The 24150-nt window shown below is 61.9% G+C and carries 25 protein-coding genes and 3 tRNA genes; 12 read left to right on the top strand and 16 right to left on the bottom strand.

Features of this window, described 5'->3' with window-relative positions; all coding sequences use genetic code 11:
* Position 1 precedes the first annotated feature (1 nt).
* Positions 2–1009 carry a hypothetical protein gene (locus tag IGB42_RS18265; RefSeq protein WP_159674365.1) on the top strand — a complete coding sequence of 336 codons (1008 nt, stop codon included), beginning with the start codon at positions 2–4 and terminating at the stop codon, positions 1007–1009.
* Between the two features lie 65 nt (positions 1010–1074).
* Positions 1075–2688, top strand: coding sequence for an NAD+ synthase (locus IGB42_RS18260; RefSeq protein ID WP_159674364.1), 1614 nt, complete (start codon positions 1075–1077; stop codon positions 2686–2688).
* A 110-nt stretch (positions 2689–2798) separates the two neighbouring features.
* Here IGB42_RS18260 and IGB42_RS18255 read toward each other — a convergent pair whose 3' ends face one another.
* Complete coding sequence (locus IGB42_RS18255; RefSeq protein WP_159674363.1) at positions 2799–3392, bottom strand: TetR/AcrR family transcriptional regulator; 594 nt, start codon at positions 3390–3392, stop codon at positions 2799–2801.
* Between the two features lie 138 nt (positions 3393–3530).
* Between IGB42_RS18255 and surE the strand changes: the two genes are divergently transcribed.
* From surE to IGB42_RS18240, 3 genes are all read left to right on the top strand, one after another.
* Entirely contained in the window at positions 3531–4487 is a 957-nt protein-coding gene (gene surE / locus IGB42_RS18250) for a 5'/3'-nucleotidase SurE (RefSeq protein ID WP_159674362.1), read from the top strand.
* A 9-nt stretch (positions 4488–4496) separates the two neighbouring features.
* Positions 4497–5150 (top strand): hypothetical protein, encoded by a 654-nt coding sequence (locus tag IGB42_RS18245; protein ID WP_159674361.1) that lies wholly within the window; start codon positions 4497–4499, stop codon positions 5148–5150.
* A gap of 149 nt (positions 5151–5299) precedes the next feature.
* Positions 5300–7090: a GGDEF domain-containing protein gene (locus IGB42_RS18240; protein WP_159674360.1), complete on the top strand. Its 1791-nt coding sequence runs from the start codon at positions 5300–5302 to the stop codon at positions 7088–7090.
* Positions 7091–7106: 16 nt separating this feature from the next.
* On the opposite strand, the gene IGB42_RS18235 is transcribed toward IGB42_RS18240, so the two are convergent.
* A complete protein-coding gene (locus tag IGB42_RS18235) occupies positions 7107–8234 on the bottom strand; it encodes a response regulator (protein WP_159674359.1) in 1128 nt (375 codons plus the stop codon).
* Between the two features lie 117 nt (positions 8235–8351).
* On the opposite strand from IGB42_RS18235, the gene IGB42_RS18230 reads away from it, so the two are divergent.
* Positions 8352–8702, top strand: coding sequence for a hypothetical protein (locus tag IGB42_RS18230; RefSeq protein WP_159674358.1), 351 nt, complete (start codon positions 8352–8354; stop codon positions 8700–8702).
* 85 nt (positions 8703–8787) lie between these two features.
* Here the strand turns inward: IGB42_RS18230 and rpsT are convergent, their stop codons facing one another.
* Both rpsT and IGB42_RS18220 read right to left on the bottom strand, forming a co-directional pair.
* Positions 8788–9051 carry a 30S ribosomal protein S20 gene (gene rpsT / locus IGB42_RS18225; RefSeq protein ID WP_084088604.1) on the bottom strand — a complete coding sequence of 88 codons (264 nt, stop codon included), beginning with the start codon at positions 9049–9051 and terminating at the stop codon, positions 8788–8790.
* A 118-nt stretch (positions 9052–9169) separates the two neighbouring features.
* The gene (locus tag IGB42_RS18220) at positions 9170–11164 is read right to left on the bottom strand and encodes a UvrD-helicase domain-containing protein (RefSeq protein WP_159674357.1); all 1995 of its coding nucleotides are present in this window, start codon (positions 11162–11164) and stop codon (positions 9170–9172) included.
* A 182-nt stretch (positions 11165–11346) separates the two neighbouring features.
* On the opposite strand from IGB42_RS18220, the gene IGB42_RS18215 reads away from it, so the two are divergent.
* Positions 11347–12198: a flagellar brake protein gene (locus tag IGB42_RS18215; protein ID WP_159674356.1), complete on the top strand. Its 852-nt coding sequence runs from the start codon at positions 11347–11349 to the stop codon at positions 12196–12198.
* 148 nt (positions 12199–12346) lie between these two features.
* Here the strand turns inward: IGB42_RS18215 and IGB42_RS18210 are convergent, their stop codons facing one another.
* From IGB42_RS18210 to IGB42_RS18185, 6 genes are all read right to left on the bottom strand, one after another.
* Positions 12347–14005, bottom strand: a complete 1659-nt coding sequence (locus IGB42_RS18210) for a carbohydrate-binding protein (protein WP_159674355.1) — start codon at positions 14003–14005, stop codon at positions 12347–12349.
* 296 nt (positions 14006–14301) lie between these two features.
* Positions 14302–14838 carry an LURP-one-related/scramblase family protein gene (locus tag IGB42_RS18205; RefSeq protein ID WP_201800005.1) on the bottom strand — a complete coding sequence of 179 codons (537 nt, stop codon included), beginning with the start codon at positions 14836–14838 and terminating at the stop codon, positions 14302–14304.
* 156 nt (positions 14839–14994) lie between these two features.
* Complete coding sequence (nth, locus tag IGB42_RS18200; protein WP_159674352.1) at positions 14995–15645, bottom strand: endonuclease III; 651 nt, start codon at positions 15643–15645, stop codon at positions 14995–14997.
* Positions 15646–15648: 3 nt separating this feature from the next.
* Complete coding sequence (locus IGB42_RS18195) at positions 15649–15891, bottom strand: DUF2164 domain-containing protein (RefSeq protein WP_159674350.1); 243 nt, start codon at positions 15889–15891, stop codon at positions 15649–15651.
* Between the two features lie 12 nt (positions 15892–15903).
* A complete protein-coding gene (locus tag IGB42_RS18190) occupies positions 15904–16449 on the bottom strand; it encodes a DinB family protein (protein ID WP_159674348.1) in 546 nt (181 codons plus the stop codon).
* A gap of 13 nt (positions 16450–16462) precedes the next feature.
* The gene (locus IGB42_RS18185) at positions 16463–17005 is read right to left on the bottom strand and encodes an alpha/beta hydrolase (protein ID WP_159674346.1); all 543 of its coding nucleotides are present in this window, start codon (positions 17003–17005) and stop codon (positions 16463–16465) included.
* Positions 17006–17128: 123 nt separating this feature from the next.
* On the opposite strand from IGB42_RS18185, the gene IGB42_RS18180 reads away from it, so the two are divergent.
* Positions 17129–18223, top strand: a complete 1095-nt coding sequence (locus tag IGB42_RS18180; protein ID WP_201800003.1) for a sorbosone dehydrogenase family protein — start codon at positions 17129–17131, stop codon at positions 18221–18223.
* Between the two features lie 42 nt (positions 18224–18265).
* Here the strand turns inward: IGB42_RS18180 and IGB42_RS18175 are convergent, their stop codons facing one another.
* The 4 genes from IGB42_RS18175 to folD are packed head-to-tail and all read right to left on the bottom strand — an operon-like array spanning position 18266 to position 21743.
* The gene (locus IGB42_RS18175) at positions 18266–19006 is read right to left on the bottom strand and encodes an alpha/beta hydrolase (protein ID WP_201800002.1); all 741 of its coding nucleotides are present in this window, start codon (positions 19004–19006) and stop codon (positions 18266–18268) included.
* Between the two features lie 54 nt (positions 19007–19060).
* Positions 19061–19873, bottom strand: a complete 813-nt coding sequence (locus IGB42_RS18170) for an RnfABCDGE type electron transport complex subunit B (protein ID WP_159674340.1) — start codon at positions 19871–19873, stop codon at positions 19061–19063.
* Entirely contained in the window at positions 19873–20892 is a 1020-nt protein-coding gene (locus tag IGB42_RS18165) for a quinone-dependent dihydroorotate dehydrogenase (RefSeq protein ID WP_159674338.1), read from the bottom strand. Before IGB42_RS18165 ends, IGB42_RS18170 begins: the two co-directional genes overlap by 1 nt.
* Positions 20889–21743, bottom strand: coding sequence for a bifunctional methylenetetrahydrofolate dehydrogenase/methenyltetrahydrofolate cyclohydrolase FolD (gene folD / locus IGB42_RS18160; protein WP_159674336.1), 855 nt, complete (start codon positions 21741–21743; stop codon positions 20889–20891). The genes IGB42_RS18165 and folD overlap by 4 nt, the downstream gene beginning before the upstream one ends.
* A 122-nt stretch (positions 21744–21865) precedes the next feature.
* Here folD and IGB42_RS18155 point away from each other — a divergent pair.
* From IGB42_RS18155 to IGB42_RS18145, 3 genes are all read left to right on the top strand, one after another.
* Positions 21866–21942 (top strand) — tRNA-Pro (locus tag IGB42_RS18155).
* A 40-nt stretch (positions 21943–21982) separates the two neighbouring features.
* Positions 21983–22059, top strand: a tRNA-Arg gene (locus tag IGB42_RS18150).
* A gap of 63 nt (positions 22060–22122) precedes the next feature.
* Positions 22123–22198, top strand: a tRNA-His gene (locus IGB42_RS18145).
* 298 nt (positions 22199–22496) lie between these two features.
* Here IGB42_RS18145 and IGB42_RS18140 read toward each other — a convergent pair.
* Together IGB42_RS18140 and IGB42_RS18135 are read right to left on the bottom strand one after the other, a co-directional pair.
* A complete protein-coding gene (locus IGB42_RS18140) occupies positions 22497–22748 on the bottom strand; it encodes a hypothetical protein (RefSeq protein ID WP_159674334.1) in 252 nt (83 codons plus the stop codon).
* Positions 22749–22886, bottom strand: a complete 138-nt coding sequence (locus IGB42_RS18135; protein ID WP_159674332.1) for a hypothetical protein — start codon at positions 22884–22886, stop codon at positions 22749–22751.
* Positions 22887–23272: 386 nt separating this feature from the next.
* On the opposite strand from IGB42_RS18135, the gene IGB42_RS18130 reads away from it, so the two are divergent.
* A complete protein-coding gene (locus IGB42_RS18130) occupies positions 23273–23626 on the top strand; it encodes a DUF5710 domain-containing protein (protein WP_159674330.1) in 354 nt (117 codons plus the stop codon).
* Positions 23627–24150 lie beyond the last annotated feature (524 nt).

Raw genomic sequence — 24150 nt, 5'->3', positions numbered from 1 at the left:
CTTGCACTGGCTCTACGAACTGCTGGACCTGCCGCTGCCGGACGTGGTGCTCACCGACCGGCGCCTGTGGCAATTCAATGGCCTGGCCATCGCGGCGCAGCTGCTATTGCTGGTGACGGCGCTGATGCTTGGGCGCCCCGGCCTGTGGCAGGCTGCCTTTGCCGCATGCGCGCTGATCAGCCTGGCGGCATGGCGCCATAACCTCGGGCGCAAGCAGGCGCTGGCCAATACCCCGGTGACATCGATTGCCGCTGCGGCACAGGGTTATGCGGCCATCGAAGGGCGGGCGCGGGTGTATCTGGACCGCCAGTACACGCCAACCGGCATCGAGTGCGTGTGGTACCGCTGCCGCCACATGCGGCGTAGTGCAGCGCGTGGCGGCGGTGAGCGCTGGCAGCATGTAAGCACCTGGCAAAGCGAAACGCCTTTCCTGATTGCCGATGCGCGCAGCGAGTGCGTGATCGCCCCGGCAGGCGCCGACTTCGACCTGCCCGCATGCGAAGTACACCATCGCGGCGAAGACCGTTTCGAGGAATGGGCGATTCTGGAGCGCACCCAGCTCTATGCCGCCGGTGATTTCAGCAGCAGGCGCGCCGATCTGCATACGCCCCGCGCAATCCGCAGTGCCGTATCGGACCGGCTGCAGGACTGGAAGGCAGACCGCAGCGCGCTGCTCGAACGCTTCGACCGGGACGGCAACGGCGAGATCGATCTGGATGAATGGGAGGCAGCGCGCAGCGCTGCCAGCCAGGAGGTGGAGGCCGAACGCGTGCGCGCCGGCATGGCGCCGGTAACGCACAGCCTGAGCTGCCCGCCGGATGGCCGGCCTTTCGTGATCAGCGCACGGAACCCGGCACGGCTGGTGCGCCGCCATCGCTGGCTGGCATGGAGCAACCTGCTGGCCGCCGTGTTGCTGCTGCATGCAGTGCTTTGGGTGCACAGGCATCCGGACCGTTTTACCCGGGTGCAACCCGCAACGATCGAGTGGCAGGACGGCAGCAGCGAGTGATCGGCGGGCAGGCAAGCGCCGGCTGCCGTAAAATGATGCGTCCGCCACCCAGAATGCCTGTCACGATGAAAATTGCGCTTGCCCAGCTCAACCCCAAGGTCGGCGATCTTGCCGGCAACTTCGATCTGATCCTGGCCGCCATTGCCGATGCACGCGCTCAGGGCGCCGATGTGATCGTCACGCCCGAGCTGGCGCTGTCCGGTTATCCGCCGGAAGACCTGCTGCTGCGCCCGAGCTTTCTGGCCGAGTGCAAGCGGTTGATCGGCCGCATCATCGACGAAGTGGATGACATCACCGTGGTGATCGGCCATCCACATGCGGCTGGTGACGAGCGCTTCAACGCAGCCACGGTGATCCGTGATGGTCATGTGCTGGGCCGCTACGAAAAGATGCTGCTGCCCAACGACGAAGTGTTCGATGAAGTGCGCTACTTCACGCCCGGCTATTCGCCACTGGTGTTCGAGCATGTGGGGGCGGAGGGCATCATCAAGGTCGGCGTGGTGATCTGCGAGGATATCTGGGATATCGAACCCGCCGCCGCCGCGCACGACGAAGGCGCACAACTGTTGCTGGTCCTCAACGCATCGCCATATCACAAGGCCAAGCAGGCGGTGCGGCGTGATCAGGTGGTGGCGCATCGCATCGATGAAACCGGCATGCCCATCGCGTACGTGAACATGATGGGCGGCCAGGATGAACTGGTGTTCGACGGGCATTCGTTCGCGATGAACCGGGCTGCGGAGCTGGTAGCGCAGGCGGCGGCATTCGAGCCCGCGTTGCTGATGGTCGATTATGCCGATGGTGATTTCCTGCCCGGCGAGGTAGCGGCCGATGCGGGCGAGGAAGCCAGCGTCTACCAGGCGCTGGTACTGGGGGTGAAGGACTATATCGGCAAGAACGGGTTCCCCGGTATTTTGCTCGGGCTGTCCGGCGGGGTTGATTCCGCGTTGACGCTGGCGATTGCCGTCGATGCGCTGGGTGCGGAAAACGTGCACGCGGTGATGATGCCGTCGCGCTATACCGCGGATATTTCCGTCACCGATTCGCGGCAGATGATAGACATCCTCGGCTGCAAGTATTCCGAGATCGAAATCTGGCCGATGTATGAAGCCTTCATGGCCGGGCTCGCCCCCGAGTTTGCCGGGCGGGACATGGATACCACCGAGGAAAACCTGCAAAGCCGCATCCGCGGCACCTTGCTGATGGCGCTGTCCAACAAGAGCGGCAAGCTGGTGCTGACCACCGGCAACAAGAGCGAGATGACTACCGGCTACGCCACGCTGTACGGCGATATGGCCGGCGGCTTTGCGGTGCTCAAGGACGTGGCCAAGACGCTGGTGTACCGGCTGTGCCACTGGCGCAACAGCCAGGGGCTGGTGATTCCGGAGCGCATCATTACCCGCCCGCCGAGCGCCGAGCTGCGGCCGGATCAGAAAGACCAGGATTCGCTGCCCGATTACGCAGTGCTCGACGCCATCCTTGCGCACTACGTCGAAGAAAACCTCAGCCGCGACGAGATCAAGGCACGCGGCTTTGCCGCAGAGGACGTCGACAAGGTGGTGCGCCTGCTGCGCATCAACGAATACAAGCGCCGCCAGGCGCCGGTGGGCCCTCGGGTGACCAGCCGCGCGTTCGGCAAGGACTGGCGCATGCCGATCACCAACGGTTACCGCGATTGAGCGATCTGTCCGGCGGCTGGTTCGCCTGCAGGTTCAGCGGATAAAAAACGGCAGCGCAGGCTGCCGTTTTCCATCAGATCACAGAAGGTAGAAGTCGGTTCTGGCGGTGCCTATGCCGCCTGTTCCATCTGCAGGCGCTCGACGAAGCCGGCTGGGGGCGGCAGCTTTTCCAGTACCCACTGGATGGCCGCAACCAGCGCGTTGCGGTCGTAATCCACGCTGTAACAATGCATGCATGCGCCATGCAGCAGACAGCGCAATGCCAGTGCGTCCGGATCCGCAGGCGTTGCCGATGTCATGCCGAACAAGCGCTCGATCGCGCTGTTCATGATGGGGTTGATGCGTTCGCCCAGCTTGGCATCGCCACGTGCAGCCATCCAGACCTCAAGGATGGCGACGGTATCGGACTGTATCGGCGCGTCAAGCAGGCCGAACAGCATCAGGTAGATGCGTTCTAGCGGGTTTTGCGGTTGGGCGGCAGCAATCAGCTCGCTTTGCCGGGCGATCAGCCTTTCCACCAGTACCGGCAGCAGGTCATAGCGGCCGTTCGGATAGTGGTGGCGTAGTGCGCCGCGCGTCAGGTTGGCGAGTTCACAAATGCGTGCCTCGCTCACCGCTGCATAGCCTTGTTCGGCCAGCAGGCGCTCGGTGGCAGCGAGCAATTGCTGCTGGGTTTGGTTGGAGCGTTGGATTTGAGTAGCCATAAGCGAATTCTACCTTGGCTTGTTAGGGATATCACCAATATCGTGAGTGCCCGGTTGTATTCGCATGACTATAGGTCGTTTTAATATAAAAGACATGAAGGTTTGTTTATATGGCGGCTCTTTACGGGAGCCATCACCATGAAAACAACTCGCATCGCCCTGGCCATTCTGGCCGCAGGCGCTGTTACCCCAGCCTTCGCGCTCAATATCCTGCTGACCAACGATGATGGTTTTGCCGCCCCCAACATCCGTGCGCTCTATATCAAGCTCAAAGCTGCCGGCCACGATGTGATCGTTTCCGCGCCGTGCCAGAATCAGAGCGGCAAGGGTGCTTCGCTCAATTTCCTCACCCCGCTGACCGCACTGACCAAGGATTGCCGCGGCGGTACCGTCAAGGTTGGTGCCCCGGGTGTGGGTACTGATCCGACCTATGCCGACATCAGCTATGTCGATGGCACGCCGGTAATGGCCACCATGTACGGGCTGGATGTTCTGGCACCGGCACGCTGGGGCAAGCAGCCGGACGTGGTGATTTCCGGCCCGAACGAAGGCCAGAACCTGGGGGGCATCGTCAATACCTCCGGTACCGTCAGCAATGCGATCTTCGCCGCCAACCGCGGCCTGCCGGCGATTGCGATCAGTGCCGATACCAATACCACCGACAATGCTGCGCTTGCCGATGAAGTGGCTGTGCTGTCGATCAAGTTCCTGGCTGCGCTGCAAGCCAAGGCCGGTAGCGGCCCGCTGCTGCCGACCGGCACGTCGCTGAACGTCAACTTTCCTACCTTTACCGCCGGTGGCTCGGCCAATCTGCCATGGGTATTCTCGCGTTTCGGCACGTTCTCCACCACCTCGCCCAAGTTCGTGGCAGATCTGTCCAAAGACCCGGTTGCATCGGGCTATGGCGTAAAAGCGCCTTACCCGGGTGTGACCTTTGTGATCGGTGGCAAGCCGGACAGCACGCAAGCCGATAACGAAGCTGCGCTCAATGCTGGTGGCAAGATCACCGTGACGGCGATGCAGGTCGGTTTCGAGGCGCGCCCGCAATCGCAACAATGGTTGCGTCTGCGTTTGCGCGACCTGCTTGCCAAGTAAGGGGGCGACATGAATCGTTTTCTCTTGGTGCCGCTGGCCTTGCTGCCGGCGTTGCTGGTTGCCTGCGGCAGTGATGACCCGGTTGTCGTCACGCCTACCCCTGCACCCGTACTGAAGGTCGACGCGTTGGCTGAAGGCACCTACATGGTGGCGCTGGGTAACGAAGCGCAGCCTGCCAGCGGCCAGTACTATGCGGCGGCGGACGGTACGCGCCTGCTGGTGGTCAACGATGACAGCGAGCGGGTACAGACGCTGTACAAGCAGACTGCAGGCGGCGCATGGACATCGGTACCGGCGGCAAAAACAGCGGCGACCATCAGCCTGCTACGCAGTGATACGGCGACCGCTGCGGTGACCGATGCAGCAAAGCTGGTCGGTCGCTATATCGCGCAAACACCGGCTGGCGCCAATGCTGCGTTCACGCTGGCGGCAGATGGCACGCTGGCACCGCTGGCGGGTAGTGTGTGCCAACTGGCCGGCAAGGCGGTGGCGGGCAAGCTGCCCGGTACGCTGGCAGTCACGCTGACGCTGGCCGGCTGCAGTGGTTTGCCGGCAAGCGCCAGCGGTATCCTGGTGGCGGATACCGCCTATGCACCGGCACGGTTCCGGTTGCTTGCGGATGACGGCAGCCAATCCGTCGACCTGTGGGCGTATAGCGAGTAACACCTGTTGCAACAACGGCCCCGCGGGTCGTTGTTGCCTCAACCCTTACGCAAGGTCGTCCATAGATGTAGACGACAGTGCGCATTTGTCACTGCGCGGTAATGCGCAGTGCCTAGACTTGCCGCTTTTGTCGTTCTGGACGCCCCTTTATGCCCCAACTGCCCGAGCTGGAAAGCCTGCGCCATGAGCTGGTGTTGCTGCTGGATGGCGGCAAGCTTTCGGCGCTGTTTCAGCCCATCGCCTCATTGAATGATGGCGAGATATTTGGCTATGAAGGCTTGATACGCGGCCCATCGGACAGTTTCCTGCATTCGCCGATCAACCTGTTCCGTAGTGCCGACGCGGTGGGCTTGTTGCCTGCGCTTGATCTGGCGTGCCGCCGCACGATCATCGCCGCATTCGTGGCTGAGCGCCTGCCGGGGCGGCTGTTCCTCAATGTCAGCCCATCGTGTCTGACTGCGCCGGATTTCCGCCCGGGCATCACGCTGGACATCCTGCGCAATGTGGGCCTGCAACCGCAGCGGGTGGTGATCGAGCTGACCGAAACCCAGCCCACGCATGATTACGCGCTGTTGAAAGATGCGTTGCTGCATTACCGCGAAATGGGTTTCCAGATTGCCATCGATGATCTGGGCGAGGGCTTTTCCACCTTGCGGCTCTGGTCCGAGCTCAAGCCCGACTTCGTGAAGATCGACAAGTACTTCGTGCAGGGCCTGGCGAACGACGCGCAGAAGCGCCAGTTCGTGCGTTCCATCCAGCATATCGCTCTCAATACCGCCACGCGGGTGATTGCCGAAGGCATCGAAACCCAGCAGGAGCTGGATGTGGTGCGCCGTATCGGCATCGGTTTCGGCCAGGGTTACCATATCGGCCGCCCCCAGCCGCACCCGACGCGGCTGCTATCGCTGGACCTGGCCGATCACGACACGTCGCGGGGGCGGGATGGGGGGCGGGCACGCACGGCAGGCAGCCTGCTGGTGGACGTGCAGACGGTGGCGCCGGGCGAGCGCAGCGAGGCGGTGTGCCAGTTGTTCACCGGCTCACCCGAACTGTATGCATTGCCGGTGGTGGAAGGACAGCGGCCGGTGGGCTTGCTCAAGCGCCACGAGGTGCTGGAGTTCTTTGCCCGCCCGTTCACGCACGAGCTGTATGGCAACCGGCCGTGCCGCGCGCTGATGGACCCGGCGCCGCTGATCGTCGAGGCATCGATGAGCCTGCAGGAGCTGTCGCTGCTGGTGACGGCTGCCGAGCGCCGCTACCTGGCGGATGGTTTCATCGTGACCGAGCATGGTTATTATCAGGGCATGGGTACCGGGCACGACCTGATGCGCGCAATCACCGAGCTGCAGGTACGCGCGGCACGCTACGCCAATCCGCTCACGTTATTGCCCGGCAATGTGCCGATCCAGGAAGAAATCGATGGGCTGCTGGCAGAGGGCAAGGCCTTCACCATGGCCTATTTCGATCTGGATCATTTCAAGCCATACAACGATGTTTACGGCTACGCCAGCGGGGATGCATTGATCCAGCTGACCGGCACGATGCTGCTGGAAGCGGCCGACCCGCAGCATGATTTTGTCGGGCATATCGGTGGCGATGATTTTGTGGTGTTGTTCCGCAGCGCAGGATGGGATGCGCGCTGCGCCGCACTATTGCGGGATTTTGATGCGCGCCGCCTTGAGCACTTCGACGCAACGCATTGCGCGACCGGTGGCTATTGGTCGCCGGACAGGCGTGGCGAATTGCAATGGCATGCGCTGGTGACCTTGTCGGTTGGTGCTGTCGAGGTCGATCCCGCGCTGTTTGCATCACATCACGAAGTGGCTGCTGCCGCAGCTGCGGCCAAACGCTGCGCGAAGCGCGAGCCGGGCTCCAGTCTGTTTGTAGAGCGCCGCAGCGTGGACGGGCAGGGCGCGGCGATCACCCTGCTGGCCGGTTAGCTGGCGCAAATCCGGATCAGGGCTGATCCGGCTCCTGCTCCAGCGCGGCGATATCCCAGCCCAGGCCCATTTCGCCATTGGCCAGCTTGAGCAGCGGCAACAGGTTTTTCATCAGTGCAGGCAGATGTGGCTTCACTTCGTCCGTCATGCCCTTGTGCAGCATCAGTACTGCCTCCGCCAGCAGTGGCACGGCATTGCGGTCCGGGCCACCTTCCGGAATCACCACACGGTTCTGGCCTGCTTCCGCATACAGGCGATCCGTGGCGGCGGCAAACAGACCGGATGCACTGGTTTGCGCATCGTGGATCGAATTGGCGGCCGCGATGCTGGCGGTGACCTGCACCAGCTCTTCGCGGAAATGCACGCGTGCACCTGCAATGGCCAGCCGCAGGCGCTCACCAAGTATCCTGGCTTCGGTCAGCGTGGTGCCCGGGGATACCACGGCAAATTGCGGGCCTTCCACATGGGCCAGCGTATCTTCGCGGCGCAGCTTGGCGCCCAGGTGCTTGGCCAGCAGCCCCAGCATCTGTTCGGCCAGTCGTGTGCCCAGCTTGTCCTGCAACTGGCCGAAACGGTCGATTTCGATCAGCAGCAAGGTTACTTCGCTGTGATGGCGGTGCGCGAACGCAAGCGATTGCTCGGTCTGCATCGTCAGCAGGTGGTGTGAGCCGGCGCCGGTATGGTCGGTGGTGGCGGTTTCTGCCTGCTGGCTGCGCGCAGTTTCGAGTGCTTTCTGCGTTTGCGCGTGCTGGATGTTGGCGTTGACGCGCGCAAGCATCTCGGAGCGATCGGTCGATTTGGTAATGAAGTCGTTGGCACCGCATTCCACGCAGCGGCGCTTGGTTTCTTCGTCTTCTTCCCCCGAGATGATGATGACCGGCAATTGCATCAGACGGCCTTCGCCGCTGCCGCGGATGCGCGCCAGGAGGCCCATGCCATCCAGCTCGGGCATGGTCAGGTCGGATACCACCAGTTGCACATCGGGCTCGTTCTGCAGCCTGCGCCAGCCGGCTTCCCCATCGGCTTCTTCCAGCACGGTGTAGTGCTCGGACAGGTGTTTCTTCACCGTGGCGCGCACGATGCGCGAATCATCGATGATGAGGATGGTCGGGAGTGGTGCGAGTTCGGTGGCTGCTTGCGTCATGGCAAAGGCTCTCTACAGATGCTTCGCCAATCTAGCACAGCACGCAGCCTTTGGCGTGACAGGCTTTCCCGGACGGCCGGTGCTGGCGTATGCAAACCACGGTGTTAAGCTGACAGGATGAGCGCCATTCCATTGCAAATCAGCCTGGCCCCGCTATCGCCGCGCGAGATCGATCTTGTTTTGCTCGAGCTGGCACGCCAGCACCTGCCGGTCTTGCGCACCATGCGCCAGCCACACCCGCGAGGGTGCTTGTTGCTGGTGGAGCTGGAGGTAGCGCTGCACGAGGAAACCCCGCGCTGGTTTGCCGAGCGCATGGTGGCGCACCTGTGGCATGCGCTGGGGCGCTTCGTGCGCATCAGTTGCTGGTTCGAAGATGCCAGCGAAACCGTGGATGGGGTGTGGCTGGATTTTGAGGAGACGGATTACCGTACGCTGTTGCCAGCGTTCCGGCTGTCGCGGCGTTTCTGAAGGGTCAGGAACCGCTGGTGCCGATACGGCAGGCAACAAAAAACCCGGCAGCGCCGGGTTTTTTGTTGAAGCATCTGACAAAGAATCAGGCCAGCGCCTTGATGGCGGCGGACAGGCGGCTCTTGTGGCGAGCGGCCTTGTTCTTGTGGAAGATGTTCTTGTCGGCAATGCTGTCGATGATGCTGACAGATTGCTGGAATACTGCTTGTGCGGCGGTCTTGTCGCCAGCTTCAATTGCCTTCAGCACCTTTTTCACTGCGGTGCGGAATGCCGAACGTTGGCTGGCATTGTGTTGGCGGGCTTGTTCAGCCTGACGCGCACGCTTGCGAGCTTGGGCGCTGTTAGCCATGTCTTGAACTCCAATCTTGGAAATGAAATGTACGAGTCCCGGTAGGCCGGAACGGCACACTCGGAAACCCGCGATGATAACTGCTTCGTCCTGCCGATGCAAGAATCAAGCGCGAAAATCAGCTCAATTTTGCCAGCAGGCCCGCCAGCATGGCGCGGCCCTCGGTTTTGCTGATGGCCTGCTCGGGCTTGCCGCCGGCCAGACGCCCCGAGACGCGGATATCCTCGGCCGGCAGCTCCTTGAGGAAGCGGCTGGGCTCGGTCACCTGCCATTCTCCGGCGCGCTTGCGCTTGCCGCAATAGGTAATGGTGAGCGTGCGCTGCGCGCGGGTGATGCCCACGTACATCAGCCGGCGCTCTTCTTCCACCATGCCGCCTTCTATCGAGTTGGCATGCGGCAGGATGTCTTCCTCGCAGCCGATCAGGAACACGTGCGGGTATTCCAGCCCCTTGCTGGCGTGCAGTGTGGACATCTTCAATGCATCGACGTCTTCTTCATCCCGCCCTTCCAGCATGGTGATCAGCGCGATGGTCTGCACGATCTCGATCAGATCCTTGCCTTTTTCTTCGCCCTGGCGCGTTACCCACTGCACGAATTCGAGCACGTTCTTCCACTTACCCTCGGCCGGTTTGGGCTCGTCACTGTCGTACAGCCAGGTTTCGTAGTCGATGGCTTCCAGCAGCTCGTTCAGCACCTGGCCGGCGGGTTCGCGCGGTGCGCGGTACTGCAGCCGGCCGATGAAATCGCAGAAGGTCTTCAGCGGCTCGTACTGCGTGGCCTGCACCTGCCAGATGAAACCTTCTTCATAGACTGCCTGGAAGAACGAGATCTGCCGGTCTGCCGCATAGGCGCCCAGCCGCTCCAGCGTGATATTGCCCACGCCGCGCTTGGGCGTGGTCACCGCGCGGATGAAGGCGGGATCGTCGTTCTCGTTGGCCACCAGCCGCAGGTAGGCCAGCACGTCCTTGATCTCGGCGCGGTCGAAAAAGCTTTGCCCGCCGGAAATCAGGTAGGGGATCTTGTGGGTGCGCAACGCGGTTTCGATGATGCGCGCCTGGTGGTTGCCGCGGTACAGGATGGCGTAATCCTTGTAGCTGGTATTGGCTTCGAACTTGTGCGCCAGCAGTTTCATCGCCACCAGCTCGGCCTCGTGCTCTTCGCTTTTGCACTCCACCACCTGGATCGGGTCGCCGATGCCCAGGTCGGACCACAGCGTTTTCTCGAACAGCTTGGGGTTGTTGGCAATGACCGCGTTCGCACACTTGAGGATGCGTGCCACCGAGCGGTAGTTCTGTTCCAGCTTGATCACGTGCAGCTTGGGGAAGTCCACCTGCAGCTTGCGCAGGTTTTCCATGTCCGCGCCGCGCCATGCATAGATACTCTGGTCGTCGTCGCCCACCGCTGTGAACTGGCCGGTGATGTCGGTCAGCAGCTTCACCATCAGGTACTGGGTGATGTTGGTGTCCTGATATTCGTCGATCAGCAGGTAGCGTAGCCGTTGCTGCCATTTCTTCAATACTTCGGCGTTCTGTTCGAACAGGTCTACCGGCAGGCGGATCAGGTCGTCGAAGTCGACTGCCTGATAGGCCATCAGTGTGTCCTGGTAGATGCGGTATACGCGTGCCAGGTGCAGCTCGCCTTCCGATTCGGCCATCAGGATGGCGCGGTCCGGCGAGATGCGGTCGGTCTTCAGCGTGGAAATGCGGCTGACCGCGCTGCGGATCAGCTGTTTGTCGGTGGTGCCCAGCGTGTCGCTGATGATCTTGCCGGCATCGGCGCTATCGAGGATGGAGAACTGCGGCTTGTAGCCCAGGTGGCGTGCTTCCTCGCGCAGGATGCGCATGCCCAGGCTATGGAAAGTGGAGACCGTCAGGCCGCGCAGCCGCGGCGCATCCATCAGGTGGCCCACGCGCTCGTTCATTTCGCGCGCAGCCTTGTTGGTAAAGGTGATGGCGGCGATATTGCGGGCATCCATGCCGGCCTTCTCGATCAGGTAGGCAATTTTCTGCGTGATCACACGTGTTTTGCCGGAGCCCGCGCCGGCAAGGACCAGGCAGGGGCCATCCAGATACTGTACGGCGGCGCGCTGGGCGGGATTGAGCAGATGGAGCATGGGGAAAACTCGACAAAACAAGGGCTTGATGCAAGCGGCGATTCTAGCACGCGCGATGGTTGCACCCTGCCTGCGCTTGTCGGCAATGTATTGCAGCGGTATGGCTTAGCTGGTGTAAGCTATCTGCTTGTACCGAAAGCGGATTTCCGTATTCCCGTTCAACGCCTGACAACGATATCGCCATGCCCGAACAATTATTGCCCGTGCGCAAACAGGATCTTCAACTGGGCCAGCCCGTGCCCTACGCAGTGTTCGATCCGCAGGGCACGCTGCTGGTTTCCGCCGGGCAGGTGATACGCAATGCTGAATTGCTGAGCACGCTGCAAACGCTGGGCCATTATGCCAACCCGCAATGGAATGCATTGCGCAAGCCGGCCAGCGCCGGTGGTGCGCGGGTGACGCCGCGCGAAGCCGCTGCACCACCGCCGGTGCGCGCAGCGGACAGCTCGCAAGCCGAACGCAAGGTGTTGCCGGAGCTGAAGCTGCTGCCCGGGACCTGGCTGCAACTGGGCGAGAGCGGCAGCGGCGGGCGGCCCAAGACCAGTGTGCGGCTGATCGGCTGGGTGGATAAAAGCGCGGTATTCCTCAGCAGCGTGAACGCGCAAGGTGCGGTGCTGCCGTTCCGCGAAGGGGAAACGCTGTCGCTGCGCACACTGGCCGGGCGTGATGTGGTGGCGTTCAGCTGTACCGTGAACAAGGTCACTTTCACACCGGTGCCGCATGTGATCCTGAGCTTTCCCGAGCAGATGCAGCGCCAGCAACTGCGCAAGGGTCAGCGGGTGGATATCGATGTGATTGCCAGCCTGACCGTGGGCGATGCCATGGTGCCGGCGCGCATCATCAACCTGTCTGCCGGTGGCGCCATGCTGGTGAGTACTGCCGTACTGCCGTACTGCACGCAGGCACTGGCGTGCAACTGGCGTTCCGCCTGCCCGCTGCCGGTATCGAGCACACGCTGGCCATCAAGGCCGAGGTGCGCAATGCCAGCCGTGCCGATGGGCAGGCCGGGGTGGAGTTCGTGGAGCCGGGCATGATGGAGCGCCTGCTGCTGGAGCACTACATCTTCCATACGCTGCTGGAGAGCTGAGCCGCCAAGCAGCATTGCCGGGCCGGCTGTCGGTTTTGCAAAAAAAACGGCGACAGGCCTGAGCCTGCCGCCGTTTTCAATTGCTCCGTGCTGTTTTACGGGTTGCTGGTCGCGGTGACTGCGCCTGCGGTCGGCAAGGCATCCACGCGATACACGCCGTTGCCCAGTGCCTTGGCCGGCAGTACGTTGCCTGCCTGCCAGAACACTACGCCAGCACCTGCTACCGACAGCTCGAGCGAGAGCGGTGTTGCGTACTTCACGCAGTTGGCATCGGTCGCCGGGAAGTTGGCCTGGCCGCCGTTGCTGCTCAGCACCGGTGCGCAGTAGTCACGGGCAAAGCGGTAGCGGATCACTGTGGATGGCGTGGCTACCCACAACAGACCGGCATCGACCTTGGATTTCACGTAGTCGAGGTGGCCGGTATAGCGTGCTACCGGTACCGGCTCGTAGCCATCTGCGGTTGTGGCGGTATCGCTTATGCCGTGCATGGTCCGTGTGGCCCAGCCGCCCTGTGCAATGGCCGCATCTACATGCAGGTTGAGGATTTCGCTGCCTTGCGGGTACAGCGAGTAGATGCCGCTGCGTGTGAACAGATCCCATTTCACAAAATACGGATCAGCGAAATTGGCTGGATTCACACCTGCTGGCAAGCCGATGTATTCGATGTTGTTGCCACCCAGATCACGATTGGTTGCCCGGCCGCCCAGATAACCTGGTTGCGCACGCAGATAGGTCGCTGCCGCATCGGTAGCGGTATCGTTGGGCCATACGAAGTAAGTGGCCTGATAACCATCCAGGTTGGTTGCGATATCGTTGAGCGAACCGTTGATTTCCGCGCTGCTTACCCATGCGGCATCGGTGGTGCTGCCAGCAGGGTGATTGCGCGAATGGCTGGCGATTTCATGGCCGTGGGCGATGAAGGTCTTGGCCGAGCTCCAGTTGCCGGCATTGCACCAGCCGGTGATGGTGGCAAACGCAGCAACCAGGCCACGCTTGGTCAGTTCCGGATCGGCAATGTTGATCTGGCTTGGCGTTATGGTGCCGCCGGAGCAGAAATCATCGTGCACCATCGAATATGCGCCGGTGGCGCCATTGCGCCAGGTGTCCACTTTCACCGCCCCGATGCGCGCCGGCACCTGTGGCAGGGGGGTGCCGGTGATGACGGGGGTCGGGGTGGTGGTAATCACCGGTGTCGGCGTGGCGGTCACGGTAGGTGTCGGCGATGTGGCCGGGCCGATCAGCTCCCACGGGCCCCATGGATCTGCACCTGGCACTGCGCCCTGTGTCCACCACTTGGCGCGGTACAGGTTGCCGTTGTAGATCACGCAATTGCTGGACACATAGGCGGGTGCGCTCAACCATGGTACGCAGCCGTTGACCGGTGTCGGGGTCACGGTCGGTGTGGGTGTGACCGGTTTGGCGGTCGGCGTCGGTGTTGTGGTCGGTGTAGGAGTAACCGGCTTGACGGTTGGCGTCGGTGTGCTGGTGACGACCGGAGTGGGTGTGCTGGTCGGCTTGATGGTCGGGGTCGGGGTGACCGGTACCACTGTCTGCAGTTCCCATGGGCCCCATTGGTCTGCACCCGGCACATTGTTCTGGGTCCACCATTTGGCTTTCCAGTCCTTGCCGGCATAGCTGACGATTTCGCCGCCGGTATAAATCGTGCCGCTGTTCCATGCCGGTGCCGCCATGGCGGGTGCCGCCACGATGATTGCCGGCACGGCTGCCAGCATCCATAAGTCAAGTGAACGCATTGTCTCCATCCTCGAATGTTTTGTCGGGCGCTTTTTGCGCCGTGCGCCACTGTGACAAGAGAAGGTGCAGGCGGGAAGCTGCTGGCAGTGCTGTGTTCACGGCTGACCGGATGGGACGATTGATGCCTTTTTAAATCAATGCCTTGCTGGGGTTTTTTGCTGGCGCCAATTCACGAAATGCATGCTTCCCCGCGCCTTTTCCTGTTCCGGCCCGCGTCAATACGATACAGATGCGGCTGGCAACGGGGAATGAAAAACGGGGGCCGCGCCCCCGTCCTTGGTCAGCGCTGAAGTACTTACTCTTTCAGCACCATGTCGATACACATCACTGCGGCAATGATCAGCTGGCGCAGCGGGGAATCGGCCGGCACGGTCGGGTCGATGGACAGCATGTAGTTGTCGGCGCTGGTGAACAGCTCCTTGCCGATACCGGCCCACTTCTTGGAAACGGAGGCAAACTGCTTGCCGTCTTTTTCGAAGTTGAATTCCCAACTGGTCCATTTGCCTTTCAACCAGCATAGCGAGTTGCCCTTGGCATCGAGGATCTCGAACTTGCCGCCCAGGCTCAGCAGTTTTTGCTGGAAGGTGCCGATCAGCTGATCGCGCTCATCCAGCACTTCGATACGCGAGCGGAAAAATGACACGCCGCGTTGCACGCGCACCACCGGGCCACCGGTGGGGGTGGTGATGCGGATATCGAACGGGGTATGGCGCTTGTAGTCGGTAAAGCGGAACACCTTGGTAACCATGCCCAGATCCGGCTCGCGGCATTCCAGCACGATGCGGTTGGTGGCCGGGTCATAGATATCGAAATTGTTGGCGGCTTTGAACATGCCGACGTGTTCTTTGACAAAAAACTGGTTCTGCGCGAGCGCGGGATGCATGAAGTCACCGAAGTTATTGTTAGTCGTGTGCCAGCTTGATGCTTACGGCGGCCATACAGTATCCCGCCAGCATGGCTGCTGCAAGTGCGCCGGACCCGTGTGGCGTCAGCGGCCCTTGGGCGGCGTCATTTCCTTGGCCCTGTAATCGCACACGTCCGCCACTGCGCAACGCCAGCACTCCGGCCGGCGCGCCTTGCAGATATAGCGGCCATGCAGGATCAGCCAGTGGTGTGCATTGAGGCGGAATTCCAGCGGCGTGACCTTCATCAGCTTGTGCTCGACCGCGGTCACATCCTTGCCGGGCGCCAGCCCGGTACGGTTGGAGACGCGGAAGATATGCGTATCCACCGCGATGGTAGCTTCGCCAAACGCGGTATTCATCACCACATTGGCCGTCTTGCGGCCCACGCCGGGCAGTGCTTCCAGCGACCCCCGATCATGCGGTACCTCGCTGCCGTGCTTTTCGATCAGGATGCGACAGGTTTCCAGCAGGTGTTTGGCCTTGCTGCGATAAAGGCCGATGGTGGCGATATAGCCTTCCAGCCCTTCCTGGCCGAGCGCAAGAATGGTTTCCGGTGTATTGGCTACCGGAAACAAGCGCTTGGTGGCCTTGTTGACGCCCACATCGGTAGCCTGCGCGGACAGCAGTACGGCAGTCAGCAGCTCGAACGGCGTGGTGTAGTGCAGCTCGGTGGTGGGGTTGGGGTCGAGATCGGCCAGCCGCTGATAGAAGATGCGGCGCGTTTCCTTGTTCATGGTTTACCAGTAGGTTTGTTCGGGTTCAAAGCAATTGGCCGGCAGATCCATGGTTCTTTCGTGCATGTAGTGCTGCGCGTCGGCAATCGCCTGGTTGTAGACGGTGGGTGCCACTTCGGCGAGGAAGAAATCGAGCAACTGCGCGGCCTGCATATTGCCGATGGGCTCATCCATGTGCGTGGCGAAGTAACGCTGTATGGAGGCAACCAGCCGGGCTTCGGTGGCTTTTTCGATCTTGATGGCCATGGGGCGTCCCGTTCAGGCTACTGCCGGCTGATCCGGAATCAGCAGCGGCAGATCCGTGGCGCCGATGTCGATGCCGGCCTGGAAAAACAGCGTGCTGGCCTGGCCGCGGTGGTGGGCCTGGTGGTTGAACAGATGCACCAGCAATGCGGAGAACGGCTTGCTGCCGGCAATGCCCTTGGCGTTCTTGTACTGCAAAACATGGGCGAGATCGGCATCGGTGAGCGCGCTTGCCATGCCGCTGATGGCATCATCCAGCAGCGCGCGGCGCGCGGCATAACTGGCCAGGTCCGGACAGGGTATTTCATCCAGTGAGGCCGGTTGCGGCAGTGCCTGCACCGGAGTGAGTGCGGCAAATTGGGCCGGGTGGTTGATGAAGCGCTTCAGCCACATGGTATCGGCCACGATCAGGTGATTGAGCGTGGCGAAAAGCGAGCCGAAGAATGCGCCCCGGTCTTGCAGCAATGCCTGTTCCGGCAGTTGGCCGGCGGCGTCGATCAGCTTGGCGTTCATCCACTGGTTGTAGCGGGCCAGCAGGATGAAATGATCAGCAAACGTCATTGCATTCCTACCCCTATGGTGCGGTGTCTGGTGCAGAAAACTGCTGCAGCAGCTGCCAGCCAGCGGGCCAGTCACCCAGGCCGCTGGCGGCATTCAGGTGGCCGTGCGCACCGGCATTGACGAAGTTCGCCCCCCAGTTGGTGGCGGTGGCGCTGGCATGGTCCAGGCTGCCATAAGGGTCGTCCGTGCTGGCGACCAGCGTGGCCGGGAAGGGCAGGCGATTGGCTGGCGTGGGGCCGAAGCTGGCGGCCTCTGCCGGGAAGGCCGGGCCGGCCGGATCTGGTACGGCCACCAGCAAGGCGCCGCGTATCGGGCGCGGCGTGCTGGCCGCCCAGTGCGCCACCAGCAGGCAGCCCAGGCTGTGCGCTGCCAGCAGGGTATCGGGGCCACTGGCGACAATGGCGGCATCCAGCCTGGCCAGCCAGGCGGCCAGCAGCGGGTGATCCCAATCGGCCTGCTCCACGCGGCTACAGGATGGGTGGAAGGCTTGCCAGCGGCTTTGCCAGTGCCCGGCGCCGGAACCACCGATGCCGGGGATGATCAGAACGGGATGCATTGCCTGTTTCGCCATGACGGGTATGGCTGTCGATGCTAGCAGGAAATCCGTGCTGCCAAACAGTGGCATGCGTGCGATAAAGACAGGCAATGCAGCGTTGCTCACTTTGCCGGGGGGATGAATATGCGATTGCACCTTGTGGCCGCGCTATGGCTGGCCGCCGTCATGCCAGCGCGTGCCGATGCGCTGGATGAACGCATCCCGCAACTGAAGCTGCCCGCCGGGTTCAGCATCAGCATCCTGGCAAAGGTGCCGGAGGCGCGCGGCATGGCGCTGGGCGAACGTACGCTGTTTGTCGGCTCCCGCCGCAATGGCGTGTATGCGGTGCCGCTCGATGGTGGCAAGGCTGGCGCGCCGCTGCAGATTGCCAGCGGGCTGACCGCACCGATCGGCGTGGCCTTCCGCGCGGGTGATCTGTATGTGTCGTCGGTGGATCGCATCGTGAAATTGCCGGGGATCGAAAAACAGCTGGCGCAGCCGCCCAAGCCGCAGCTATTCCATGGTGGCTTGCCGGCAGAGCGGCACCATGGCGGGCGTTATCTGGGCTTCGGGCCGGATGGCTGGCTTTACCTGGGTGTGGGTGCGCCATGCAATATCTGTGCGCCCGCCCCTGATCAATACGCCAACTTGCAGCGCATCTCGCCGGACGGGAAGCAGCGCGAGGTAGTGGCGCGTGGCATCCGCAATACCGTGGGATTCGATTGGCAGCCCGGCAGCAATACGCTGTGGCTGACCGATAATGGCCGCGACATGCTGGGCGACGATCTGCCGTCCGATGAGCTCAACCGTGTGGGCAAAGCCGGTGCACATTTCGGTTACCCGTATTGCCATCAGGGCGATGTGGCCGATCCGGATTTGGGCAAGCAGCGTGCGTGCAGCGAGTTCGTGGCACCGGCCGCCAGGCTGGGGGCGCATGTGGCCGCGCTGGGCCTGCGTTTTTATACAGGCAAGCAGTTTCCGGCTGAATACCGTGGGCAGATCTTCATTGCCGAACACGGCTCGTGGAACCGCAGCAACAAGAGCGGCTACCGCGTGGTGAGCGCCAAAGTGGATGCGGCTGGCAAGGTGGTGGCGGTGCAACCGTTCATCGAAGGTTGGTTGCAGGGGCAGAATGCATGGGGGCGTCCGGTGGACGTGCTGGTAGCGCCCGATGGTGCACTGCTGGTGTCGGATGACGAGGCCGGGGTGATCTGGCGGGTGAGTTATACGGCGCGCTAGAAATGGGTGAGAAATGGGTGTTGTCCGTGCCCTGCTGGCCGATCAGGGTTGCGCCAGCAAACGCAGGTAGGCCGGGGCATCACCGATGTCGTTATGCCCGATGCCGGCCAGCGTATGCAGGGTGGCCTGCCCGGCAGGAAACTGCTGCCACAGCGCCAGCGTATGCGCTTGCGGAATCACCCGATCATCGCCCGCCATGATCAGCATGGTCGGCATCTTCAAAGCAGCCACATAACGCCAGGATTCATACTTGTCGGCCAACAGCAGCGATACCGGCAACCAGGGAAATTGCTGCTGCGCCATGCGCTGGATGCTGTCGTACGGCGTGACCAGCACCAGCTTGCTGGCAGGTCGCTGCGCCGCCACCTGGATGGCTACGCCGCTGCCCAGGCTGCGGCCGATGAGGGTGATATCCGGGTGCTGCCGGTGTACCCAGTCAAACAGCTTCAGTCCATCGCTGACCAGTGCTGCTTCGGACGGATTGCCCGCGCTGCCACCGTAGCCGCGATAGTGCGGCAGATAGAGTGCGCGCCCGGGGAAGGCGACGGATAGTGGTGCCAGCGTTTGCGAAACGTCCTCGGCGTTGCCGCCAAAATACAGCACCGCCTGCCGTCCCGGGTTCTGTTGCACCGAGATCTGCAGCGTGACCTCGCCCAACTTCAGCGCCTGGCTGTTGGCGGGCGTGGCGATGGCTGCAGGTTGCGGAAAATAGATCAGCCGGCGCTGCAGCAGATACATCAGCGTGCAGATGACCGCATAGCTGACCGCCAGCAGGATCAGCATGCGGCACACCGTGCGGCGCCATGGCATTGCGCTGATCGGGCCCGCTGCAATCATTCAGGATGACTTGGGTTGGCGCAGCGCGGTGGCGCGGGCCATGGCGGCGGCGATGCGTGCCTGTTTCCGGGTGGCGGCATCATCTAACGGTGCTTCTGCAGCGGCGGGTTGTTCTGCTTCGGGTGATGCCGCGTCGGGGGCCGTGCCCGCCAGCCTGGCCTGCGCCCGCGCCATCATCGCCTGGATTTTGGCGGCGCGTGCCGCGGCTTCCGGGGTGATGCCGGGGTCGGTGGTTGCATCGGGTGGCGGTGTACTTTCGGCGCGCTTGGCTGCAGAACGGCCCGCCAGCCTTGCCGCGCGCTCTTGCGCATCCCGCGCCAGCCGGAACTGGTGGAAGTGATAGCGTTTGCGTGCATGCACGCGTTCCGGCAGTGCTAGTCGTGAACTGACCACCGGCTGCAGCACCACCATATCGATGCAATCGACCGGACAGGGCGCCAGGCACAGCGCACAGCCGGTGCATTCGTCGGTGATCACCGTATGCATCAGCTTGGCTGCGCCAACGATGGCATCGGTGGGGCACGCCTGGATGCACAAGGTGCAGCCGATGCAGCGCGCTTCGTCGATCACTGCCAGCTCGCGCGGTTTTTCCATGCCGTGCTCGGGATTGAGTGCAATCACCGTGCGGCCCAGCAGTGCGGCCAGCTCGGTGATGCCAGCCATGCCGCCGGGCGGGCACTGGTTGATATCGGCGCTGCCACCGGCAATGGCTTCCGCGTACGGGCGGCAGCCGTCAAAGCCGCATTGCTTGCATTGCGTTTGCGGCAGGATGGCGTCGATCTGCCTGATCAACGCCGGATCGGCGCTGTGCATCACGTGCGCCCAATCGCCTCGACGCAATCGCCCACCAGCTGCGGGCCACGATAGATCAGCCCGCTGTACACCTGCACCAGCGAGGCACCGGCCTGGATTTTCTCCAGTGCATGTTCGCCTTCGGTGATGCCGCCCACGCCGATGATGGGAAGTGCGCCATCCAGCGCCTGTGCCAGCTCGCGGATCACGTGGGTGGATTTGGCGCGTACCGGCGCACCGGACAAGCCGCCGGTTTCACCGCCGTGTTTGAGATGCTCCACCCCCACGCGTGACAGCGTGGTGTTGGTGGCGATCACGCCGTCGATCTTGTTGGCGATCAGCCGCTCGGCGATGTCCTGGATCTGGTGTTCATCCAGATCGGGGGCGATTTTCAGCGTAACGGGTACGTAGCGGCCGTGTTTGTCGGCCAGCTCGGTCTGCTTCTGCTTGAGTGCGGCTAGCAACTGGTTCAGCTCGTCCGCCTGCTGCAACTGGCGCAGGTTCTTGGTGTTGGGCGAGCTGATGTTCACCGTGACATAGCTGGCGTACTGGTAAACCTTTTCCAGCCCGATCAGGTAATCGCTGGTGGCGTTCTCGATCGGCGTATCGAAGTTCTTGCCGATATTGATGCCCAGGATGCCCTTGTACTGCGCGCGCTGCACGTTCTCTACCAGCGCATCCACCCCGCCGTTGTTGAAGCCCATGCGGTTGATGATGCCCTCGGCATGCGGCAGCCGGAAAATGCGTGGTGTGGGGTTGCCCGGCTGCGGGCGCGGCGTGACCGTGCCCACTTCGATGAAGCCGAAACCGAAGTCAGCCAGCGCATCCAGGTGCCCGCCGTTCTTGTCCAGCCCGGCTGCCAGGCCGACCGGATTGGGAAAATCGATGCCCATTACCCGCGTGGGCATGGGATGGATGCCGGGCGTGAATACCCGCAGGAAACCCATGCCGTGCAATACATCGGCGGTATGGAGGGTAAGCCGGTGCGCACGCTCGGCATCGAGCATGAACAGGAAAGGGCGGATCAGTCCGTAGCTCATCGGCCGCGCGCCTCGCACGCATCGATGGTGTTCTGCATCAGCGTGGCCACGGTCATCAACCCTACGCCGCCCGGCACCGGGGTGATCCAGCTGGCGCGCTCCTTGGCCACATCGAATTCCACATCGCCGCACAGCTTGCCGCTTTCCAGCCGGTTGATGCCCACGTCGATGACGATGGCGCCCGGCTTGATCCATTCCCCTTTCACGAAGTTGGGGATGCCTACACCAGCCACCACCACATCGGCGCCGCGTACCTTGCCTTCCAGATCGCGGGTTTTACTGTGGCAGACGGTGACCGTGGCGCGCGCCAGCAACAGCTCCAGCGCCTGCGGGCGGCCGACGATATTGGACGCCCCCACCACCACGGCATCCTTGCCGACCAGATCGATGCCGGTTTTTTCCAGCAAGGTCATCACGCCACGCGGCGTGCACGGGCGCAGCAGCGGCATCTTCAATGCCAGGCGGCCGATGTTGTAGGGATGGAAACCGTCCACATCCTTGTTGGGGGTGATCAGCTCGATGACTTTTTCTGCATTCAGGTGCAAAGGCAGCGGCAGTTGCACCAGGATGCCGTCCACGGCGTCGTCTTCATTCAGTTTGGCAACCAGCGCCAGCAGATCGGCTTCGGAGGTCTCTGCCGGCAGATCGTACGCCAGCGAGGTGATGCCGGCGTTTTCGCACTGGCGTTTCTTGCTGCCTACATAGACTTGCGAAGCCGGATCGCTGCCCACCAGCACCACGGCGAGCGCAGGCGCGCGCTTGCCGCCGGCGATGCGGGCGTCCACCCGGGCGCGAACTTGCGTAATGATTTCCTGCGAAATGGCTTTGCCATCAAGGATCTGTGCGGTCATCTGTGGGCTCCGGGCGGGCTGATGCAAAGCGCGTATTCTCGCATTTTTCGGCCGCTTGGCTCAAATCTACTCGCACAGTGCTTGACGGCCGGTTTGGGTACTGCTACATTTCTGCCTCTGTTCGGGGCGTAGCGCAGCCCGGTAGCGCATCTGCTTTGGGAGCAGAGGGTCGTGAGTTCGAATCCCACCGCCCCGACCAGACCTTTCCCAGTTGTACCGTAGTCCGCTCTTTGTACCCGGCGCTCGTAGCTCAACCGGATAGAGCAACGGCCTTCTAAGCCGTAGGTTACAGGTTCGATTCCTGTCGGGCGCGCCACTGGCACCCGAAAAATCGACTAGATTGAAACTGCACGCCACGGCGGGCAGAACCGCTTCGGTGGTGGCTGTAGCTCAGTTGGTAGAGTCCAGGATTGTGATTCCTGTTGTCGTGGGTTCGAGCCCCATCAGCCACCCCATCAAATATATGAAAACCCCCTGAGCAATCAGGGGGTTTTTTGCATTCGGGCCGGCGGTAAATCGGCAAGGGGAATGCTGGCGGCGCCTGTATCTGCATATGGTAAGGCGGCAAGCCTTTGACGACGGTCTCGATTGCGCACGCCACTGAGGGTTGCTCTGCCAGTATTCAACCAATGGCTGGGCTTCGGTGCAATGTCGCCCTCAGGGCAACTCGACCGCGGCCCAATATTGCTTGGCGTATTCGCGGTCTATCCCGATTGGCGGGTGGGTGAGGCGGAGTTCCACGCTGAGCGATAGTCACCGATCCATATATAGCCACGCGGTTTGGGCGCGCCGCTGGCTGGGGCGCCGACAGGGCAGTGAGCCAGTGAGCTGCGCGGTCTGGTCGGAAACGGTTTGCGTGGCCTGGAATACATCTGCCTTGGCCTGCGCTGATTGCATTTCTCCGGCGGGTGCATGCTTGTTCAAGTCGCCGATGGAGACCAGTGTGCCGTTGAGCTTGCTGGCGAGATCGGCAATTTCAGCCTTGGCATCCTGCGTGAACTTCACTCAGTCGGTGGATATTTCAGCAACCAGCCCGAAGGTGATCCCGAGCGCGTATTTGCCGATGATCAGCGCCAGCAGGACCGAGAAGATTGCAACCGGGTATTTGAGCAACTCGACGAGGGTGGAATTTTCATCGGCCATTGCTCGGTGTCCTTTTATGGGTAAGGCGCTGGAAAAACAATGGGTGGATTCAGGCGGTCGGCGCGCCGGGTTCCGCAATGGGCGGATGAAGCCGTGGTGGTTTTGTCGTTGCCCTACGTTACGTATGGTGAGCATCAGCGCAGCCGGATGGGTTTCCGCACGGTATGCACTCGCTGCCAGGTTCAACCTCACTGAGGTGTCGTGCGGCGCGGCGACTATCAATTCCGGCAACTTCTTCGCAAAGTGTGGCAGTCATTCCTGACCAATTTTCGGTTGCGTTCAGCAAGTACCCGATTTGGCAGATATCAACGGGCATTGCTTCTCTTTGAATGTATGCCACGCTCAATTACATTACGGGCATCTCCAAACCGTAGCGAATTGATTTCATGACAGGCGCTGGCAGCAAACCCCTCAACCGCTCACCCGGCACCCATAAAATCCAGCTTTACCTCAACGTGCCCTTTGCCGAAAAAGACAAGGCCAAGGCGCTGGGCGCGCGCTTCGATGGCGGGGTGAAGCGCTGGTATGTGCCGCATGGCGTGGATGTGGGGTTGTTCCAGCCATGGCTGCCGGACGATGCGGCACAGGTCTTGCAGCAGCTGGCAGATGCACCTGCTGCGGCCAAGCGGGCGAAGCCCGCATTGCGGTCGGTGCCGGCAGATAGCGGCCGCCCGGTTACTGCGCGCATTCCTTTTCCTGATTTTGTTGCCTATGCGGGTGACGAAGCGCCCTGGTTGTAACCCGGTGCACGCGGGCAGCCAGGCAGCCCATCGTGCTGGCTCGGGCGCAGGCAATGCGGTGCCCTGCCGTTGCGTTGCAGTCCGGGCGGGGTTTCCGCCTTCAGCGCTTGCCATTGATTGATACTTGGGAATTCATGCTTCGCTGGCAAAGCAAGCCAGCGTCATTGTCGCGAGCCGATGACAGGATGGCGATCGCGTCCAGGCTGAACGATCCGATCTGATCCCCAATACAGCAAGCAACGGCAATTCGTCTCAACCTGATCGCCAATCAATCACTGTTCCGCTGGATGGGCCATGGTATTAAGCAAGGCCATTCATACGTGGTTATTTATCAAATAAACATAAAACAGCGCCATTCTTGTTTCTCCGAGTCTGCTAGCATCATCGGCTGACAAACTCGCTCCATGGCAGCAGCGCATCCGTCGGACATGATTTCGCAAGGTTTGACACCATAACAAAAGACACTCCATTAATTTGAGGACAAAGCATCCCATGAATCAAAAGCTGATTTCCCGCCTCGTAGC

Source organism: Andreprevotia sp. IGB-42 (genome assembly GCF_009848685.1).
Lineage (GTDB): Bacteria > Pseudomonadota > Gammaproteobacteria > Burkholderiales > Chitinibacteraceae > Andreprevotia.
This window is presented reverse-complemented; position numbering and strand designations above follow the sequence as displayed.

Coding starts and splice junctions, on each gene's coding strand:
- IGB42_RS18260 (WP_159674364.1), top strand. CDS start 1,075: ATGAAAATTGCGCTTGCCCAGCTCAACCCCAAGGTCGGCGATCTTGCC.
- IGB42_RS18255 (WP_159674363.1), bottom strand. CDS start 3,392: ATGGCTACTCAAATCCAACGCTCCAACCAAACCCAGCAGCAATTGCTC.
- surE (WP_159674362.1), top strand. CDS start 3,531: ATGAAAACAACTCGCATCGCCCTGGCCATTCTGGCCGCAGGCGCTGTT.
- IGB42_RS18245 (WP_159674361.1), top strand. CDS start 4,497: ATGAATCGTTTTCTCTTGGTGCCGCTGGCCTTGCTGCCGGCGTTGCTG.
- IGB42_RS18240 (WP_159674360.1), top strand. CDS start 5,300: ATGCCCCAACTGCCCGAGCTGGAAAGCCTGCGCCATGAGCTGGTGTTG.
- IGB42_RS18235 (WP_159674359.1), bottom strand. CDS start 8,234: ATGACGCAAGCAGCCACCGAACTCGCACCACTCCCGACCATCCTCATC.
- IGB42_RS18230 (WP_159674358.1), top strand. CDS start 8,352: ATGAGCGCCATTCCATTGCAAATCAGCCTGGCCCCGCTATCGCCGCGC.
- rpsT (WP_084088604.1), bottom strand. CDS start 9,051: ATGGCTAACAGCGCCCAAGCTCGCAAGCGTGCGCGTCAGGCTGAACAA.
- IGB42_RS18220 (WP_159674357.1), bottom strand. CDS start 11,164: ATGCTCCATCTGCTCAATCCCGCCCAGCGCGCCGCCGTACAGTATCTG.
- IGB42_RS18215 (WP_159674356.1), top strand. CDS start 11,347: ATGCCCGAACAATTATTGCCCGTGCGCAAACAGGATCTTCAACTGGGC.
- IGB42_RS18210 (WP_159674355.1), bottom strand. CDS start 14,005: ATGCGTTCACTTGACTTATGGATGCTGGCAGCCGTGCCGGCAATCATC.
- IGB42_RS18205 (WP_201800005.1), bottom strand. CDS start 14,838: ATGTTCAAAGCCGCCAACAATTTCGATATCTATGACCCGGCCACCAAC.
- nth (WP_159674352.1), bottom strand. CDS start 15,645: ATGAACAAGGAAACGCGCCGCATCTTCTATCAGCGGCTGGCCGATCTC.
- IGB42_RS18195 (WP_159674350.1), bottom strand. CDS start 15,891: ATGGCCATCAAGATCGAAAAAGCCACCGAAGCCCGGCTGGTTGCCTCC.
- IGB42_RS18190 (WP_159674348.1), bottom strand. CDS start 16,449: ATGACGTTTGCTGATCATTTCATCCTGCTGGCCCGCTACAACCAGTGG.
- IGB42_RS18185 (WP_159674346.1), bottom strand. CDS start 17,005: ATGCATCCCGTTCTGATCATCCCCGGCATCGGTGGTTCCGGCGCCGGG.
- IGB42_RS18180 (WP_201800003.1), top strand. CDS start 17,129: ATGCGATTGCACCTTGTGGCCGCGCTATGGCTGGCCGCCGTCATGCCA.
- IGB42_RS18175 (WP_201800002.1), bottom strand. CDS start 19,006: ATGCTGATCCTGCTGGCGGTCAGCTATGCGGTCATCTGCACGCTGATG.
- IGB42_RS18170 (WP_159674340.1), bottom strand. CDS start 19,873: ATGCACAGCGCCGATCCGGCGTTGATCAGGCAGATCGACGCCATCCTG.
- IGB42_RS18165 (WP_159674338.1), bottom strand. CDS start 20,892: ATGAGCTACGGACTGATCCGCCCTTTCCTGTTCATGCTCGATGCCGAG.
- folD (WP_159674336.1), bottom strand. CDS start 21,743: ATGACCGCACAGATCCTTGATGGCAAAGCCATTTCGCAGGAAATCATT.
- IGB42_RS18135 (WP_159674332.1), bottom strand. CDS start 22,886: ATGGCCGATGAAAATTCCACCCTCGTCGAGTTGCTCAAATACCCGGTT.
- IGB42_RS18130 (WP_159674330.1), top strand. CDS start 23,273: ATGACAGGCGCTGGCAGCAAACCCCTCAACCGCTCACCCGGCACCCAT.